Source organism: Pseudomonas putida, assembly GCF_028682175.1.
In the GTDB taxonomy this organism is placed as follows: Bacteria; Pseudomonadota; Gammaproteobacteria; order Pseudomonadales; family Pseudomonadaceae; genus Aquipseudomonas; species Aquipseudomonas putida_AD.
This window is the reverse complement of record NZ_JANHKS010000080.1, coordinates 1-15,803: the sequence shown is the minus strand read 5'-3', so window position 1 is coordinate 15,803 and position 15,803 is coordinate 1. Positions and strand designations below refer to the sequence as shown.

The 15,803-nt window shown below is 61.0% G+C and carries 13 protein-coding genes; 10 read left to right on the top strand and 3 right to left on the bottom strand.

Annotation, left to right across the window (positions count from 1 at the left end):
• Nucleotides 1-491: 491 nt before the first annotated feature.
• Nucleotides 492-1,913 carry a spinster family MFS transporter gene (locus NPS29_RS27785; RefSeq protein WP_274136662.1) on the bottom strand — a complete coding sequence of 474 codons (1,422 nt, stop codon included), beginning with the start codon at nucleotides 1,911-1,913 and terminating at the stop codon, nucleotides 492-494.
• Nucleotides 1,914-2,193: 280 nt separating this feature from the next.
• On the opposite strand from NPS29_RS27785, the gene NPS29_RS27780 reads away from it, so the two are divergent.
• The 3 genes from NPS29_RS27780 to NPS29_RS27770 all read left to right on the top strand — a co-directional run bounded on the left by NPS29_RS27780 (nucleotide 2,194) and on the right by NPS29_RS27770 (nucleotide 7,265).
• Nucleotides 2,194-2,550 carry a YkgJ family cysteine cluster protein gene (locus NPS29_RS27780; RefSeq protein ID WP_274136660.1) on the top strand — a complete coding sequence of 119 codons (357 nt, stop codon included), beginning with the start codon at nucleotides 2,194-2,196 and terminating at the stop codon, nucleotides 2,548-2,550.
• Nucleotides 2,551-2,705: 155 nt separating this feature from the next.
• Nucleotides 2,706-4,928 carry a putative bifunctional diguanylate cyclase/phosphodiesterase gene (locus tag NPS29_RS27775; protein WP_337993927.1) on the top strand — a complete coding sequence of 741 codons (2,223 nt, stop codon included), beginning with the start codon at nucleotides 2,706-2,708 and terminating at the stop codon, nucleotides 4,926-4,928.
• Between the two features lie 150 nt (nucleotides 4,929-5,078).
• Nucleotides 5,079-7,265, top strand: coding sequence for a hypothetical protein (locus NPS29_RS27770; protein ID WP_274136658.1), 2,187 nt, complete (start codon nucleotides 5,079-5,081; stop codon nucleotides 7,263-7,265).
• Between the two features lie 263 nt (nucleotides 7,266-7,528).
• On the opposite strand, the gene NPS29_RS27765 is transcribed toward NPS29_RS27770, so the two are convergent.
• Nucleotides 7,529-7,837, bottom strand: a complete 309-nt coding sequence (locus NPS29_RS27765; RefSeq protein ID WP_274136656.1) for a DUF2288 domain-containing protein — start codon at nucleotides 7,835-7,837, stop codon at nucleotides 7,529-7,531.
• Nucleotides 7,838-8,167: 330 nt separating this feature from the next.
• Between NPS29_RS27765 and NPS29_RS27760 the strand changes: the two genes are divergently transcribed.
• From NPS29_RS27760 to NPS29_RS27740, 5 genes are all read left to right on the top strand, one after another.
• On the top strand, nucleotides 8,168-9,295 hold the full coding sequence (locus NPS29_RS27760) for a branched-chain amino acid ABC transporter substrate-binding protein (protein WP_274136654.1): 1,128 nt from the start codon (nucleotides 8,168-8,170) through the stop codon (nucleotides 9,293-9,295).
• A gap of 217 nt (nucleotides 9,296-9,512) precedes the next feature.
• Nucleotides 9,513-10,442: a high-affinity branched-chain amino acid ABC transporter permease LivH gene (gene livH, locus NPS29_RS27755; RefSeq protein ID WP_274136652.1), complete on the top strand. Its 930-nt coding sequence runs from the start codon at nucleotides 9,513-9,515 to the stop codon at nucleotides 10,440-10,442.
• Nucleotides 10,439-11,701: a high-affinity branched-chain amino acid ABC transporter permease LivM gene (locus tag NPS29_RS27750; protein ID WP_274136651.1), complete on the top strand. Its 1,263-nt coding sequence runs from the start codon at nucleotides 10,439-10,441 to the stop codon at nucleotides 11,699-11,701. The genes livH and NPS29_RS27750 overlap by 4 nt, the downstream gene beginning before the upstream one ends.
• Entirely contained in the window at nucleotides 11,701-12,468 is a 768-nt protein-coding gene (gene livG, locus NPS29_RS27745) for a high-affinity branched-chain amino acid ABC transporter ATP-binding protein LivG (RefSeq protein ID WP_274136650.1), read from the top strand. The genes NPS29_RS27750 and livG overlap by 1 nt, the downstream gene beginning before the upstream one ends.
• On the top strand, nucleotides 12,469-13,170 hold the full coding sequence (locus tag NPS29_RS27740) for an ABC transporter ATP-binding protein (protein WP_274136649.1): 702 nt from the start codon (nucleotides 12,469-12,471) through the stop codon (nucleotides 13,168-13,170). It begins immediately after the preceding gene.
• A 185-nt stretch (nucleotides 13,171-13,355) separates the two neighbouring features.
• On the opposite strand, the gene NPS29_RS27735 is transcribed toward NPS29_RS27740, so the two are convergent.
• Nucleotides 13,356-14,264, bottom strand: a complete 909-nt coding sequence (locus NPS29_RS27735) for a LysR family transcriptional regulator (protein ID WP_274136648.1) — start codon at nucleotides 14,262-14,264, stop codon at nucleotides 13,356-13,358.
• A gap of 106 nt (nucleotides 14,265-14,370) precedes the next feature.
• Here NPS29_RS27735 and NPS29_RS27730 point away from each other — a divergent pair, with 106 nt between their 5' ends.
• Both NPS29_RS27730 and NPS29_RS27725 read left to right on the top strand, forming a co-directional pair.
• Nucleotides 14,371-14,970, top strand: coding sequence for a short chain dehydrogenase (locus NPS29_RS27730; RefSeq protein ID WP_274136646.1), 600 nt, complete (start codon nucleotides 14,371-14,373; stop codon nucleotides 14,968-14,970).
• Nucleotides 14,971-15,032: 62 nt separating this feature from the next.
• A complete protein-coding gene (locus tag NPS29_RS27725) occupies nucleotides 15,033-15,713 on the top strand; it encodes a COG3650 family protein (protein ID WP_274136644.1) in 681 nt (226 codons plus the stop codon).
• Nucleotides 15,714-15,803 lie beyond the last annotated feature (90 nt).

Genomic DNA, 15,803 nt, shown 5'->3' with positions numbered 1-15,803 from the left:
GGCGGTGGGTCAGCCGACATCTTCATCACAGATAGATCGCCATCGCGAGCAAGCTCACTCCTACAAGGGGCCGTGGTGTGTCAGTCAGACAGCCGTCGCCGATCCCGCCGTCGCGGGCAAGCGCGCTCCTACAGTGGTGCACATCTGTAGGCGTGAGCTTGCTCGCGATGGCGGTCTGCCAGGTGGCATGCTCATCCCAGACACACCGCTAACGCTGTAGGAGCGCGCTTGCCCGCGACTGCGGTGTGTAAGCCGACATCTTCATCACTGATAGATCGCCATCGCGAGCAAGCGCGTTCCTACAGTCCTGCACATCTGTAGGAGTGAGCTTGCTCGCGATTGCGGTCTGCCAGGTGGCATGCTCATCCCAGACACACCGCTAACGCTGTAGGAGCGCGCTTGCCCGCGACTGCGGTGTGTCAGCCGACATCTTCATCACTGATAGATCGCCATCGCTGGCAGCGCGCTCCTACGCAGGGCGGTGGTGTCAGTCAGACAGCCGTTGGCCCATCCACTGCCGTGGCGGGGGAGCGTGGTTCCGGGATTGTCGTGCCTTCGCGCATCCTCTGTGCATCGCGGCTGAAGCATTTGGACGCCCGCACCAGAAACACCAGGGCAAAGAACAGCGCCACCGGGATCAGGTACATCGCGTCATGCAGGCCCACGGCCTTGAACGGCTCGGTCATCTGTTCGACCTGCGCGGCGTACATCGCCGAATGCGCAAAATGATCGGACAGCAACCCCACCACCACCGGCCCCAATCCTCCGCCCAGCAGGTACAACCCGGCGAAGAACAGCGCCATCGCCGTTGCCCGCAAACGCGGTTGAACCACGTCCTGAATCGCGGTGTAGACGCAGGTATAGAAGTTGTAGGAAAACAGCCAGCCAACGCTGAACACCGCAACGAACACACCAATCTCGATCCGCCCGGCATGCAGCGCGTAACCGGTGCACACACTGGCCACCGCCATGCTCAGCGCGGCAAACACCAGTCGCCCGCTGGCCCAGCGCTGATGCACCTTGTCCGCGATCCAGCCACCGGCGGTCAAGCCCACAAGCCCGGTCACGCCGACGATCATCCCGGTCGCCATCGCCGCCTCTTGCAAGGGCAGCAAGAAATAGCGCTGCAACATCGGCACCATGAACGAGTTACAGGCGTAGGTGGCGAAGTTGAACGCCAGTCCCGCCAGCACCAGCCAGCGAAACGTCGGGATCGACAGCACGCGGCGGATGGGCCGGTCGATCTTCTCCTGGGATGTCGCCACAGCTTCCGCCGCGCCGCGCACCGGTTCGCGAATGAAGAACATGAACACCGCCAGGATCAGCCCTGGCACGGCGGCGATGAAGAACGGAGCGCGCCAGCTGTCGAAAGCCTTGACCATCGCCCCGATGGTGAAGAACGCCAGCAGCAACCCCAGCGGCAAGCCGAGCATGAAAATGCCCATGGCCCGGGCGCGGCGGTGTGCCGGGAACAGGTCACCGATCAATGAATTGGCAGCAGGCGCATAACTGGCCTCGCCAATCCCCACGCCCATGCGCACCAGTAGAAACGTCCAGAAGCTGCCGACCAGGCCGTTGACTGCCGTCAGCCCGCTCCAGGCCGCCAGGCCCCAGCCCATCAGTTTGCTGCGCGAGCCGGTATCAGCCATGCGCCCCAGCGGCAGTCCGGCGACGGCATAGACCAGGGTGAACGCCGTGCCGATGATGCCCAACTGGAAGTCGCTGAGCAGCCACTCCTTGCGGATCGGCTCGATGATGATCGCCGGGATGGTGCGATCGAAGAAGTTGAACAGATTGGCCAGAAACAGCAGAAACAGTACCCGCCACGCGTTCGCCGCTTGAGTCGAATGATCCATGTGTCGATCTCTTTTATTGTTATCGGGCCAGACACAACCAAGCCAGGAATCTGGAATCTAGTCAGGGTTGGCAGGTCTGTCTGTGATCATTCGCGGGGTTGATACCCTGGCATGGAGCTATACCCCGTAGCAGCACGGCTTGCCGGCGGGAGCGGTGGATCAGCCAATGATGTACTGCCTGACACGACGCCCCGCCGGCAAGCGGAACGCCGCCCGGCCGGGCTGCTACGGGCCCCTGAAAATATAGTCTTCAGCCCCCCTTCCCAGCCGCAATGGAAAGCCTAGAATGAGCGCCCAACCGATCCCCCCTCCCTCCCCTCTTTCGTAGTTCATCGCCATGTCCGATGTCAGCCCGTGCCTGAATTGTGGTGCCTGTTGTTCATACTTTCGCGTGTCTTTCTTTTGGGGTGAATGTGCATCGGCGGGCGGGACAGTGCCGGACGATCTGGTCGCCAGCATCAGCCCCAGCCGCGTGGCGATGCTGGGCACTGATTGCAAGTCGCCGCGCTGTACCGCGCTGGAGGGTGAAGTCGGCAAGGGCACTCGTTGCTCAATTTATGAACAGCGTTCCAGCCCCTGCCGGGAATTCGAAGCGTCCTGGACTGGTGGCATCCATAACGCCGACTGCGATGCAGCCAGGGCGGCCTTCGGATTGGCCCCCATTGAACAGCCAACCCTGATAGCCGTCGCCTGAACCTTTGGATCTATCGACGCAGGGTGTTATTGCGAAATAGTTAGTACGTTCGTCTCCCAACAGGTGTTTCAAACCCGGCCATCTCTATAATCATTGCAAAGTGCCATCAGCTACCCGACTGAAGGCGCTCCGGCAGTGAACACATGGAGTGGGCTATGGATTGGCTGGGTATGCACTTGCTTTCGTCGATGCCGGCAGATGGCCGGATGCTGCTGGACTGCAGCCACGATCCTCTGCTGGTCCTGCTCGCGTATGTGGTGGCCTGCGCCGCCAGCTTCGCCACGCTCGACATCGCCGAGCGGGTCGGGCATGTCGACCATTTCAAGGCCAGGATTCATTGGCGCGCGCTCGGTGCCCTATGCTTGGCTGTGGGCATCTGGGCGATGCATTTCATCAGCATGCTCTCCTTCCAGGCCCCGCTGGACATGCATTACGAGCTGTCCGTGACCGTCGCCTCGCTGGCCATCGCCCTGATTGCCGGCATGGTGGCCATGGAAGCGCTGAGCCACCCATCCCTGCGCCCCACGCAATACCTCGTCGCCTCGGTCCTGATGGGCCTGGGCATCGCCGCGATGCACTACACCGGCATGGCCTCGATGCGCTCAGGCGCCACCCAGTACTACGAGCCTGCGCGATTCACCGCCTCGATCATCATTGCCATCGCCAGCAGCTGCGCCGCGCTGATCCTGGCCATGCGCCTGCGCAGGGGCAGTGGCGTGCTTCATCAACGGCTCAAGTACGGCGCCAGCCTGGTGCTCGGCGCCGGCATCGTCAGCACGCACTTCATGGGCATGTGGGCGTTGCACCTGGTGGTCCCTGCCGACGCGCAATTGCAGGTCTCGACCACCGAAAACAGCCTGCAACTGGCACTGACCATTACCCTGATCGTGCTACTGATCATCGTTGGCAGCGTCAGCGCCGCGCTGGCCGACAAGAAGCTGCAAGCCAAGGAGCGCGATCTGCGCCGGGTCAATGCCCTGCTCAGCCAGCTCGACCAGGCGCGGGTTTCCTTGCAGCAGGTGGCGCATTACGACGCCCTGACCAACCTGATCAACCGACGCGGCTTCAACCAGATCTTCGCCGAGCGCCTGCGGGAACAGACCCAGGCCGGGGGCAAGCTGGCGGTGATGTTTCTGGACATCGACCACTTCAAGCGCATCAATGACAGCCTGGGACATGACGCGGGGGACGAGTTGCTCAAGGTCATCGCCGAGCGCATTCGCAACGCGACCCGCGCCAGCGACGTGGTGGCGCGCTTCGGTGGCGACGAATTCTGCATCCTCATGGCGCTGCACCATAACAACAACGAAGCGCTGGCTCTGGCCCAGCGCGTCATGCAAAAGATGAAAGACCCGATTGCCCTGTCCGGCCGGCGCATGGTCATGACCACCAGCATCGGGATCAGCGTTTTCCCCGACGATGGCCAGACGTGCGAAGAGCTGCTCAAGCACGCCGACCTCGCGCTTTACCAGTCCAAGGGAAACGGTCGCAACAGCACGCATTTCTTCAGTTCCAACCTCAGGACCAAGGCCAGCCTTGAACTGCATCTGGAAGAGGAGTTGCGCGCCGCCCTGCACGAAGAAAGCGGCCTGCAACTGTATTACCAGCCCATCGTCGACCTGCGCACCGGGCACGTGGCGAAACTCGAAGCGCTGGTGCGCTGGCAGCACCCGACCCACGGCCTGCTGACGCCGGACCGCTTCATCGGTATCGCGGAAAACAACGGCCTGATCGCCGAACTGGACAACTGGGTCTTGCGCCGGGCCTGCCGTGACCTGGGCCAGCTCACTGAACCGGGGTTCGATCATCTGGTGATCGCGGTGAACTGCTCGGCCTTGAACCTGGCCCGCGAAGAGTTGCCCGCAGAGGTCGACAGCGCGCTGAAACAGGCCGGCGTCGCACCCGGCAGGCTGGAACTGGAAGTGACCGAAAACGCCCTGATGGGCAATATCAGCAACACCATCCTGCTGCTCAAGCAGATCCGCGCGCTGGGGGTCGGGCTGTCCATCGACGACTTCGGCACCGGCTACTCGTCCCTGGCGTACCTCAAGCGCCTGCCGCTGGACACAGTCAAGATCGACCGCTCGTTCATCATCGACATTCCCAAATCGCCACAGGACATGGAAATCGTCCAGGCGATCATCCTCATGGCCCACACGCTGCACCTGAAAGTGGTCACCGAAGGCGTGGAAACCCCGGCGCAACTGGAGTTTCTCAGTACATACGGCTGCGATTACGTGCAAGGCTACCTGTTCAGCAAGCCACTGCCGCTCAGGGACCTGGGCCCGGTGGTGGAGCAACTGAACCGCCCCCACGTCGCCGCGTTGCGTGCTGCGGCCTCGCAGCCCGATACAGAGCCTTTGCCTGTTAAAGCCTGATCGTTCGAGGCAGCTCGCGGAGGGGTTTCCCCTAGGCGCCGCTAGGGTTGGGCCCTATCGCTAGCCATCGATGAGCCGCTGTAAAGTCCGGCTTTCTTTTCTGTGATGGCGCGTTGACACCTGTGCGCCATCCTTCAGGCATGGCAGGCAATGACCAATAAAACCGAGGCAGCAGGCGCTGTATCCGAACTTCTGCAAACCGTACTCGATCAGCACAGCGTGGCGCCCCATGGCGATTACCGCCCGCAACCGGTGCCTGCCCAGTCGTACCTCTATTTCACCGAAACCGACACTGACCGCATCCTCGACAACCTCGACGGCCTGCGCGACATGGTGTTTCCACCGTCGATCCACTTCGAGGAAGCGCAAGACCGCAGCGATCAGCAGTTCCCTTCGGTCTGCCTGATCGGCCTGGGCCGCTGCGGCTCGAACATCGCGCTGGACGTGGCGGAGCTTGTCTATAACGCCCGCACCTTCTACCTGAACCAGTTGAATAACGATGACCGCCTGCGTGACGACAAGGGCTACAGCCCCGCACGCTGGATTCGCAACAACCTGCGTCTGGTGCAGAACAAATCCAGCAAGCCGGTGTTTCTGGTCGAACCGCTGGTGATGCTCGGCGACCTGGACAAGGACATCGCCGGGCGCATCCGTTTTTCGCGCAAGGGCGAGAAAAGCGGCTTCATCAAGGACTACAGCAAGATGAAGATCATGGACCTCTCGGAGGTTCATGCCGGCGGCGCCGGTAACGCGCCAATCCTGGGCCAGTATCTGGCCAAGATCATCCTCAACAAGGACACCGAGCACTTCTCCAGCGCCGACTGGAAGCTGATCCACTCCTACCTGATCGACTCCTGCGGCATCAAGGCCAACCAGTCGCGCCTGTACTTCTACATCTTCAGTGCAGGGGGCGGTACGGGTTCGGGGATGGCCTCGGAATTCGGCCTGGCCCAGCAGTTCTCGTACATGAACAAGACGTTCGACACCAAGCCCGCCAGCGAGAACGACAGCAAGCGCGGGCGCTCCTTCGTGTTCGAGCCGATCTTCACCAGCGGCATCTGCGTTCTGCCGAACATTTCCGACCATCGCAGCGAAATGTCGGAAGCCCTGCACATCAACGCCGGACGGCTGCTGTGCAAGTATCTGGCAGAGGAATGGGATTTCTCGTACAACTTCGAGAACGAAGACAGCAGCGAAGCCAGCGTCATGGGCCGCATCCGGCCATGGAACGCGATGATGCTGATTTCCAACGACATCATGCGCTACGCCGAAGAGAGCGATGACGGCACCATCGAGAACATCGACGTCAACGCCATGGAGCGTCACGCCAACCAGTACATCTCACAACAGATATTCAACATTCTGACCGCCCAGGCGGTCACCACTGACTACGACCAGAACTATTTCCGCAGGGCTGGCATCGACATCGGCGAGACCATTCGCCTGGACGCCAACGACCTGTTCATGAGCCTGGCAGGCCCGGTGGCGATTGCCTACGCAGAATCCGTGGTGCCGGAAACCCCGCTGCCGGGCTCGGACAAGCTCAAGCTGTTCGAGAAAGAACAGCCGCGCCTGGACATCGACGACCTGTTCTTCCGCTCCATCGACCTGCCGCATTTCAACAAGATGACCCAGGCCATCGAAGGCATCAGCCTGCTGCCGATCGAATCGCGCCGGTATCGCGCGGCGCTGGAGCAGTACAAGGCATCCGGTTACGACGCTGCGGCGCTGCATGACCTGCATTTCTTCAAGAACTGCTCGTCGGTGGTGTCGATTGTCTCGCTGCCCAAGGACTACAAGCTGTCCTATATGGATCTGAACCGGCTCAAGACCCACCTCAACAGCCTGTTCCCCAACACCACGCTCAAGCGTTACGCGCTGGTGATCGGCGCCTCGGCCAACCTGTCGCTGACCACCCTGATCGCCAAGAGCCCGTGCCTGTCAGACGATTTCCTGACCCTGATCGTCGCGTTCATCAAACGTTGCTTCGCCAGACAGCCGTATCGCTTCGACGACACGCTGGACAACTCGATTCTGGATTTCATCATGAGCGATGAGTTCGACGAAGATCGCATCGATGACCTGCTCAATGAATACGAGAACCCGGCAAAAATTCTCGACACCAACTGGTATGCGATCAAACCGATGTACGAGAAGAAGTACCGCGAGCTGATCGACGACAAATCGCGGTTCATCTCGATCAACGACATCCGGATTTCCCGGGAGAGCGTGAAGAAGGCGGTGAAGTATTTGCGGGAGATTTACCGTCACCGGATTGGCAAGACGCGGGTGATTTCGTTGAATCAGCATACGGGGAAGACGGGGTATTTGGCTTGAGATCGCTACATTGATGCCCTTCGGGCCTGATCGCGAGCAAGCTCACTCCTACATTTTTTGCACCGTGCCATGGCCTGATAGACCGCGTTGGTAGCTTTTAAAAGCTGAAACCTCGGTCTATCAGAATGCGGTTCGTTGCAACAAATGTAGGAGTGAGCTTGCTCGCGATAGGCCCGCCAGGGCATCAGAGTAACAATCCAGAGCCACCCCAAGGTTACCGACTTACCCACTATGCCATCATGCAAAGCACCAAATCGGTGCGCTCAAGCCTGCGGCGCCCTCTCCTGGATCAACACCCAAGGCGCCACCACCACCGCCCACAGCGGCGGATCGCGCTCCAGCAGGTCCAGAGCCGTTGATTCAGAGACCTTCCCGACCTCCCCCGAGGCCAGCCACGCAGCCACTTTTGCCTCAGCATTTTCGGCAAAAGCCTCGGCTACGGCGATCAGATCCTGCGAGGGTTCGACCCACAACAGGGCACCCTTGGCAAAGAACGGTTGCAATTCTTTCCACGTGATTGAAGCCGTTTCGCCAAGCAGCTTGGCATAGAGGGTGCTAGGTTCTTGCGTCATGGGTTTCACCGTCTGGAAATTCGGCGCAAATGATACCGCCGCCTTCCCTGCGCTCAAACCCGGATTCAAGTGATTGATTGCAGAGAACTTCGCTCAGGCCGATAGATTGAGTGACCCGGTTGGGGAATCCACCGGCTTGATTGTGTATCTTTCTTTCGATTAAGCGACATCAACAGGTTTTGCCCCCCGCAGCCAGCTTTTCAAGCGCTCGACCGGCGCTCTAAACTGTTCCGGTACAGTTGCCTGGGGTAAGGCTTGGATAAATCAATCCGGTCCTGCAGCTTCTGGCCGTCAGGATTATAAAAACTACAAACGCAAGAGTGGAGCATCATGACTAAGGGTATTAATCAGATTTCCAAGTTGTTTGCCGCACTGGTTCTGGCGGGGGTTGCCAGTCACTCGTTCGCAGCCGACACCATCAAGATCGGCATCGCCGGCCCTAAAACCGGTGCTGTAGCCCAATACGGCGACATGCAGTTCAGCGGTGCCAAGATGGCCATCGAGCAGATCAACGCCAAAGGCGGCGTGGATGGCAAGAAACTCGAAGCCGTTGAGTACGACGACGCCTGCGATCCGAAACAAGCCGTAGCCGTGGCCAACAAAGTGGTCAACGATGGCGTCAAGTTCGTGGTCGGCCACCTGTGCTCCAGCTCCACCCAGCCTGCGTCCGACATCTACGAAGACGAAGGCGTGATCATGATCACCCCAGCGGCCACCAGCCCGGACATCACCGCCCGTGGCTACAAGCTGGTCTTCCGCACCATCGGCCTGGACAGCGCCCAGGGCCCGGCCGCTGGCGAATACATCGCCAAGCAGGTCAAGCCGAAAATCGTTGCGGTCATCCACGACAAGCAGCAGTACGGTGAAGGCATCGCCACCGCCGTTAAAACCACTCTGGAAAAAGACGGCGTGAAAGTCGCCCTGTTCGAAGGCATCAACGCCGGCGACAAGGACTTCTCCTCGCTGATCGCCAAGATGAAACAAGCCAACGTCGACTTCGTCTACTACGGCGGCTACCACCCTGAGCTGGGCCTGATCCTGCGCCAGGCACAGGAAAAAGGCCTGAAGGCCGGCTTCATGGGTCCGGAAGGCGTGGGTAACGCCTCGATCTCGCAGATCGCCCAGGACGCTTCCGAAGGCCTGCTGGTGACCCTGCCGAAATCCTTCGACCAGGACCCTGCCAACAAGGCGCTGGTTGACGCGTTCAAGGCCAAGAAAGAAGACCCGAGCGGTCCTTTCGTGTTCCCGGCCTACGCCGCTGTCGAAGTGATCGCCGAAGGCATCAAGACCGCCAAGTCCGAAGACACCGCCAAAGTGGCCGAAGCCATCCACAAAGGCACCTTCAAGACCCCTACCGGCGATCTGTCCTTCGATGCCAAGGGTGACCTGAAAGACTTCAAATTCGTCGTCTACACCTGGCACAAAGATGGCACCAAGACTGAAGCCCCTGTGAAGTAATCGCAGCCTTCATGCTTACCCGAAGCCCACTGCAACCGCAGTGGGCTTTGTTTTAGCTGGGACGCGGGGTTTCACAAGAATCCCGATGCCCTGAACATCTTGAAACCGCACCAGTGAATCACTGGGCTCGTGCCGAACGCGGACGTAGATCACGACGCGCGAGCGGGAAAAAGACTTCACCAGTGAAACACCGAGAAGGTTTTTAGGAGCGCGGCAAATGCCCGAGATAGACATCTATCATTTTTTCCAACAGCTGGTTAATGGCATGACCATTGGCAGCACATACGCCTTGATCGCCATCGGCTACACCATGGTCTACGGCATCATCGGCATGATCAACTTCGCCCACGGCGAGGTGTACATGATCGGATCGTACGTGGCGTTCATCGCCCTGGCCGGCCTGACCATGCTGGGCCTGGACAGCCTGCCCCTGCTGATTACTGCCGCGTTCGTCGCCAGTATCGTGGTGACCAGCGCCTACGGTTACGCCATCGAGCGGGTCGCCTACCGCCCCCTTCGCGGCAGCAACCGCCTGATCCCTCTGATTTCGGCGATCGGCATGTCCATATTCCTGCAGAACACGGTGTTGTTGTCGCAGGACTCCAAGGACAAATCGATCCCCAACCTGATCCCTGGCAACTTCGTGTTCGGCCCGGGTTCGACCCATGAAGTCGTGATCTCCTACATGCAGATCCTGATCTTCATCGTCACCGTGGTCGCCATGCTCGGCCTGACCTGGTTCATCTCCCGCTCCCGCCTGGGCCGCGCCTGCCGCGCCTGCGCCGAAGACATCAAGATGGCCAACCTGCTGGGTATCAACACCAACAACATCATCGCCCTGACCTTCGTCATCGGCGCTGCGCTGGCAGCGGTGGCGGCGGTGCTTTTGAGCATGCAGTACGGCGTGATCAACCCCAACGCCGGTTTCCTGGTCGGCATCAAGGCCTTCACCGCAGCGGTACTGGGCGGTATCGGCAGTATCCCGGGCGCTATGCTCGGCGGTCTGGTGCTGGGTGTGGCTGAAGCGTTTGGCGCCGATATCTTCGGCGACCAGTACAAGGATGTGGTGGCGTTCGGTCTTCTTGTCTTGGTGTTGTTGTTCCGGCCAACCGGCCTGCTCGGCCGTCCGGAGGTTGAAAAAGTATGACCAGGAATCTCAAATCGGCCCTGTTCAGCGCTGTACTGGTGCTGCTGGTTGCCTACCCGATCCTCGGGCTCAAGCTGGACATCGTCGGGGTCAACCTGGCGGTCGTCGGCGCCACCACCAACACCCTGCTGGTGATCTTCGGCGCAGCGCTGCTGATGTTCCTGCGCGTGCTGTACAACGAGCAGATCAGCGCCATGTGGCGTTCGCGCCCGCAGAAGCAACTGGTGTCCTCGCGCGCCAGCAACTTCATGACCCTGCCTTCGACACAGCGCTGGTTCCTCGGCGCGATCATCATCGTGGCACTGGTGTGGCCGTTCTTCGGCTCGCGCGGCGCGGTGGACATCGCAACCCTGATCCTGATCTACGTGATGCTGGGCCTGGGCCTGAACATCGTGGTTGGCCTTGCAGGCCTGCTGGACCTGGGTTACGTCGGCTTCTACGCCGTCGGCGCCTACACCTATGCCCTGCTGCAGCACTACTACGGCTTCGGTTTCTGGATCTGCCTGCCACTGGCCGGCCTGGCTTCGGCCACGTTCGGTTTCCTGCTGGGCTTCCCGGTACTTCGACTGCGCGGTGACTACCTGGCCATCGTGACCCTGGGCTTCGGTGAAATCATCCGTCTGTTCCTGCGTAACCTGACCGACCTCACCGGCGGCCCGAACGGCATCAGCAACATCGAAAAACCGACGCTGTTCGGCCTGACCTTCGAGCGCAAGGCGGCCGAAGGCATGCAGACCTTCCACGAGTATTTCGGCCTGGAATACAACTCCGTCAACAAGGTGATCTTCCTGTACCTGGTCGCCCTGCTGCTGGCACTGGCGGCGCTGTTCGTCATCAACCGCCTGCTGCGCATGCCGATCGGTCGCGCGTGGGAAGCGCTGCGTGAAGACGAGATCGCCTGCCGCGCGCTGGGCCTGAACCCGACGATCATCAAGCTCTCGGCGTTTACCCTGGGTGCTGCGTTCGCCGGTTTCGCCGGCAGCTTCTTCGCGGCGCGCCAAGGCCTGATTACCCCTGAATCCTTCACCTTCCTGGAATCGGCGATCATCCTCGCCATCGTGGTCCTGGGCGGCATGGGTTCCCAACTGGGCGTGATCCTGGCGGCCGTAGTGATGATCCTGCTGCCTGAATTGCTGCGCGAATTCAGCGAATACCGGATGTTGGGCTTCGGCGCCTTGATGGTGCTGATGATGATCTGGCGTCCTCAGGGCTTCCTGCCAATGCAGCGTCCCGTCATGAAACTCAAGGGGGAACGCTGATGAGCCGTCCACTTCTGCAAGCTTCGGGCTTGAGCATGCGCTTTGGCGGCCTGTTGGCGGTCAACGGCGTGGGCCTGACCGTCAACGAGAAACAGGTCGTGTCGATGATCGGCCCCAACGGCGCCGGCAAGACCACCGTGTTCAACTGCCTCACCGGCTTCTATAAACCGACGGCGGGCACCATCCTGCTCGACGGCGAGCCGATCCAAGGCCTGGCCGGTCACGAGATCGCGCGCAAGGGCGTGGTGCGGACGTTCCAGAACGTGCGCCTGTTCAAGGAAATGACCGCGGTGGAGAACCTGCTGGTTGCCCAGCATCGTCACCTCAACACCAACTTCCTGTCCGGCCTGTTCAAGACCCCGTCGTATCGCAAGAGCGAGCGCGAGGCCATGGAATACGCCGAGCACTGGCTGGATGCGGTCAACCTGAAGGAATTCGCCAACCGCCCTGCCGGCACCCTGGCCTATGGTCAGCAACGCCGTCTGGAAATCGCCCGCTGCATGATGACCCGCCCGCGCATCCTGATGCTCGACGAGCCGGCGGCCGGCCTGAACCCCAAGGAAACCGAGGACCTCAAGGCGCTGATCGGCTTGCTGCGCAACGACCACAACGTGACCGTGCTGCTGATCGAGCACGACATGAAGCTGGTCATGAGCATTTCCGACCACATCGTCGTCATCAACCAGGGCACGCCCCTGGCCGACGGTACGCCCGAGCAGATCCGTGACAATCCTGATGTGATCAAAGCCTACCTGGGGGAAGCGTAAATGCTGCAGTTCGAAAACGTTTCCACCTTCTACGGCAAGATCCAGGCGCTGCACGGCGTCAGCATCGATGTGCAACAGGGTGAGATCGTCACCCTGATCGGCGCCAACGGTGCCGGCAAGTCGACCCTGCTGATGACCCTCTGCGGATCGCCCCGCGCCCACAGCGGCAGCATCCGCTACATGGGCGAGGAACTGGTGGGCCTGGAGTCGTCGGTGATCATGCGCAAGAGCATCGCGGTGGTGCCCGAAGGCCGTCGCGTGTTCGCCCGCCTGACCGTCGAGGAAAACCTGGCCATGGGCGGGTTCTTCACCGACAAGGGCGATTATCAGGAGCAGATGGACAAGGTGCTGGCCCTGTTCCCGCGCCTGAAGGAACGCTTCAACCAGCGCGGCGGCACCATGTCCGGCGGTGAACAGCAGATGCTCGCCATCGGTCGTGCGCTGATGAGCAAGCCCAAGCTGCTGCTGCTCGACGAGCCGTCGCTGGGTCTGGCACCGATCATCATTCAGCAGATCTTCGAGATCGTCGAACAGTTGCGCCGGGACGGGGTGACCGTGTTCCTGGTCGAGCAGAACGCCAACCAGGCCCTGAAAATCGCCGACCGCGCCTACGTTCTGGAGAACGGCCGGGTGGTGATGCAGGGCTCGGGCGAGGAGTTGCTGGTCGATCCGAAAGTGCGGGATGCCTACCTGGGCGGTTAAGGCCCACCCCCATTTGGTATGGGTACAGGGTTATCGTGTATACGCGATAGCCTTGTAGGAGCGCGCTTGGCCTGGGCCGCATCCGGACGACGGCGGTGTGTCAGGTGTGATTATTTGTCTGACACACCGCGGTCGTCCGGATGCGGCCCAGACCAAGCGCGCTCCTACAAGAATGGCGTCGTTGGTCAGAGGTTTTCCAGCGCCAGCGTCCGGCGCTCGAACCAGTCGGTCAGATAATCCGCCATCACCTGGATCCGCCTCGGCAACTGCCCTTCGAACGGATGCACCATGAACAGCGACGACACCGGCGTCTGATACTCGCGCAACAACCATTTCAACCGGCCGTCATTGAGCTCGTCATGCACCATGTACGACGGCAGCCGCGCAATCCCCGCCCCCAGTAACGCAGCTTTCTTCAGCAAGCCATAGTGGTTGCTGGCGAACGTCCCGCGCACGTTGATCCGCGTCAGTTCGTGATTCTGGTGATAAGCCCAGGTTTCCCTGCCCGCGTAATGGCTGTTGAGCAGGCAGCGGTGCACCCGCAGGGCCTCCGGCGTCTGCGGCTGGCCGTGTTGCTCCAGATAAGCGGGACTGGCACAGGTCAATTCCTGCAGCGACAGCAACGGCTTGGCCACCAGCCGCTCGTCGATACCGACACTGGAACGAATCCCCAGGTCGAAGCCGTCGCGGCGCAAATCCCGGAACTGATTGTTCAGGTCCAGCTCGACCTGAAGGTCGGGATAGCTTTTGGCGAAATCCGTCAGCACGCCTTCGAAGAAAGTCTCACCCAGCGAAACCGGCACCGTCAGCCGCACCGTACCGCTCAGGCTTTCGCTGAGGTAGGCCACGGCGTCGCGAATCCGGTCGCGCTGGGCCAGCAGCGCCCGGGCTTCGGGCAACAGGATCGCCCCGGCCGAGGTCAGCGTCAGGCTGCGGGTGGTGCGGTGCAGCAGGATCACCCCGTAGCTCTTCTCCAGCTTGCTGATGCGCTTGGACAGCTGGCTGGTGCTGGTGTCCAGCCATTGCGCGGCCAGGGTGAAGCTGTTGGCCTCCACCAGCAGGGCGAACGCCGCCAGGTCCTCCATTTCGCTCATGATTGTTTCCTTTTCGACAACCCGAGGTTGCCGTCCGCCCCCTTTATCGCGATGACGAGCGCGGCACACACTGTGGACCTGACTCACTCACCCAAAGGACAGCACTGTGAAAATTCTACTGATCGGCGCCAGCGGCACCCTCGGCTCGGCCATCGAGAAAGAACTGGCGCCTCGCCACGAGATCGTGCGCATCGGCCGCAACAGCGGTGATGAAACCGTCGATATTAGTGACAGCGCCTCGATCCGCAAACTATTCGAACGGACGGGTCCTTTCGATGCACTGGTTTGCGCGGCCGGCAACGTCACCTTCGCCCCCCTGGCCGAGATGACCGAGGAATCCTTTGCCCTGGGCCTGCGCGACAAGCTCATGGGCCAGGTCAACCTGCTGTTGATCGGCCGCGAATTCGCCAACGACGGCGCCTCGTTCACCTTCACCACCGGCGTGCTGAGTCACGATCCGATTGCCAGCGGCGCATCGGCGACGCTGGTCAACTCGGCCATCGACGGCTTCGTGCGGGCGGCCGCCATCGAGTTGCCGCGCGGCATGCGGGTCAACAGCGTCAGCCCCACCGTGCTGGAAGAATCCATGGACAGCTATGGCCCGTTCTTCCGTGGCTTCAAGCCGGTTTCTGCTGCGGATGCGGCGCTGGCCTACGCCAAGAGCGTGGAAGGGCTACAAACAGGACACACTTTCCGCGTCGGTTAATCGCCTCTTGTGATGAGCGAGCAGGCTGAGTAACGTGGCGGCACTTGTCTGGAGACCGCCCCATGTTCGCTGCTCGTTCCGTCCTGCTGTTTGCCCTCGTGCCTCTGTTCGCCGGCTGCCAGTTCCTGCCTTCGCAATCGGCTGCCGACAAAGTGTCCACCGACGGCATGATCCGCATGCAAGGCACCCTGACCGGCGACGGCGGCAAGCTGTTCTTCGAACCCTGCAACGAGCAGCGCCGCTACGCCCTGACCGACAAAGGCAACACCGGCATCCTGCAGGAAGCTGCCTCGGTGGTGGACAAGAGCGGCAAGGCCTTCGCCGACATCCGTGGCAATTTCGTCGCCAGCCGCGCCCAGGGCAGTGACGGCCAGGGTGATGTCTACCAGCTGTATCGCGTCGAGCGCCCGAGCAATGCCTGCGAAGACGCCAACTTCAAGCGCCTGACCATTCACGCCAGCGGCAACGCGCCGAAATGGAACCTCAATGCCAGCGGCAAGGGCATGGTCCTGGAACGTGAGGGCATGGACGCATTCGCGGTGCCGTACATGGAAGAGCAGATGCCCGAAGGCCGCTTCAACCTGATCACCGACGCCAACGACCAGCATGTGGAGCTGTACGTGGCGCCGCAGCGTTGCGTGGACCCGGTGACCGGCTCGGTACAGCACCTGACCGCCGAACTGCGGGTCAACGGCCAGGTCCAGCGTGGCTGCGCGTATTTCGGGGCGATGCGTAACGATTGAATGGACAATGACCCCGTAGCAGCACGGCTTGCCGGCGGGAGCGGTGGATCAGTCAATGATGTGTCGTCTGATCCACCGCTCCCGCCGGAG

Bases quoted from the DNA above. Each gene is read 5' to 3' on its own strand.
- NPS29_RS27780 (WP_274136660.1), top strand. From the start codon at position 2,194: ATGTCCGATGTCAGCCCGTGCCTGAATTGTGGTGCCTGTTGTTCATAC.
- NPS29_RS27775 (WP_337993927.1), top strand. From the start codon at position 2,706: ATGGATTGGCTGGGTATGCACTTGCTTTCGTCGATGCCGGCAGATGGC.
- NPS29_RS27770 (WP_274136658.1), top strand. From the start codon at position 5,079: ATGACCAATAAAACCGAGGCAGCAGGCGCTGTATCCGAACTTCTGCAA.
- NPS29_RS27765 (WP_274136656.1), bottom strand. From the start codon at position 7,837: ATGACGCAAGAACCTAGCACCCTCTATGCCAAGCTGCTTGGCGAAACG.
- NPS29_RS27760 (WP_274136654.1), top strand. From the start codon at position 8,168: ATGACTAAGGGTATTAATCAGATTTCCAAGTTGTTTGCCGCACTGGTT.
- livH (WP_274136652.1), top strand. From the start codon at position 9,513: ATGCCCGAGATAGACATCTATCATTTTTTCCAACAGCTGGTTAATGGC.
- NPS29_RS27750 (WP_274136651.1), top strand. From the start codon at position 10,439: ATGACCAGGAATCTCAAATCGGCCCTGTTCAGCGCTGTACTGGTGCTG.
- livG (WP_274136650.1), top strand. From the start codon at position 11,701: ATGAGCCGTCCACTTCTGCAAGCTTCGGGCTTGAGCATGCGCTTTGGC.
- NPS29_RS27740 (WP_274136649.1), top strand. From the start codon at position 12,469: ATGCTGCAGTTCGAAAACGTTTCCACCTTCTACGGCAAGATCCAGGCG.
- NPS29_RS27735 (WP_274136648.1), bottom strand. From the start codon at position 14,264: ATGAGCGAAATGGAGGACCTGGCGGCGTTCGCCCTGCTGGTGGAGGCC.
- NPS29_RS27725 (WP_274136644.1), top strand. From the start codon at position 15,033: ATGTTCGCTGCTCGTTCCGTCCTGCTGTTTGCCCTCGTGCCTCTGTTC.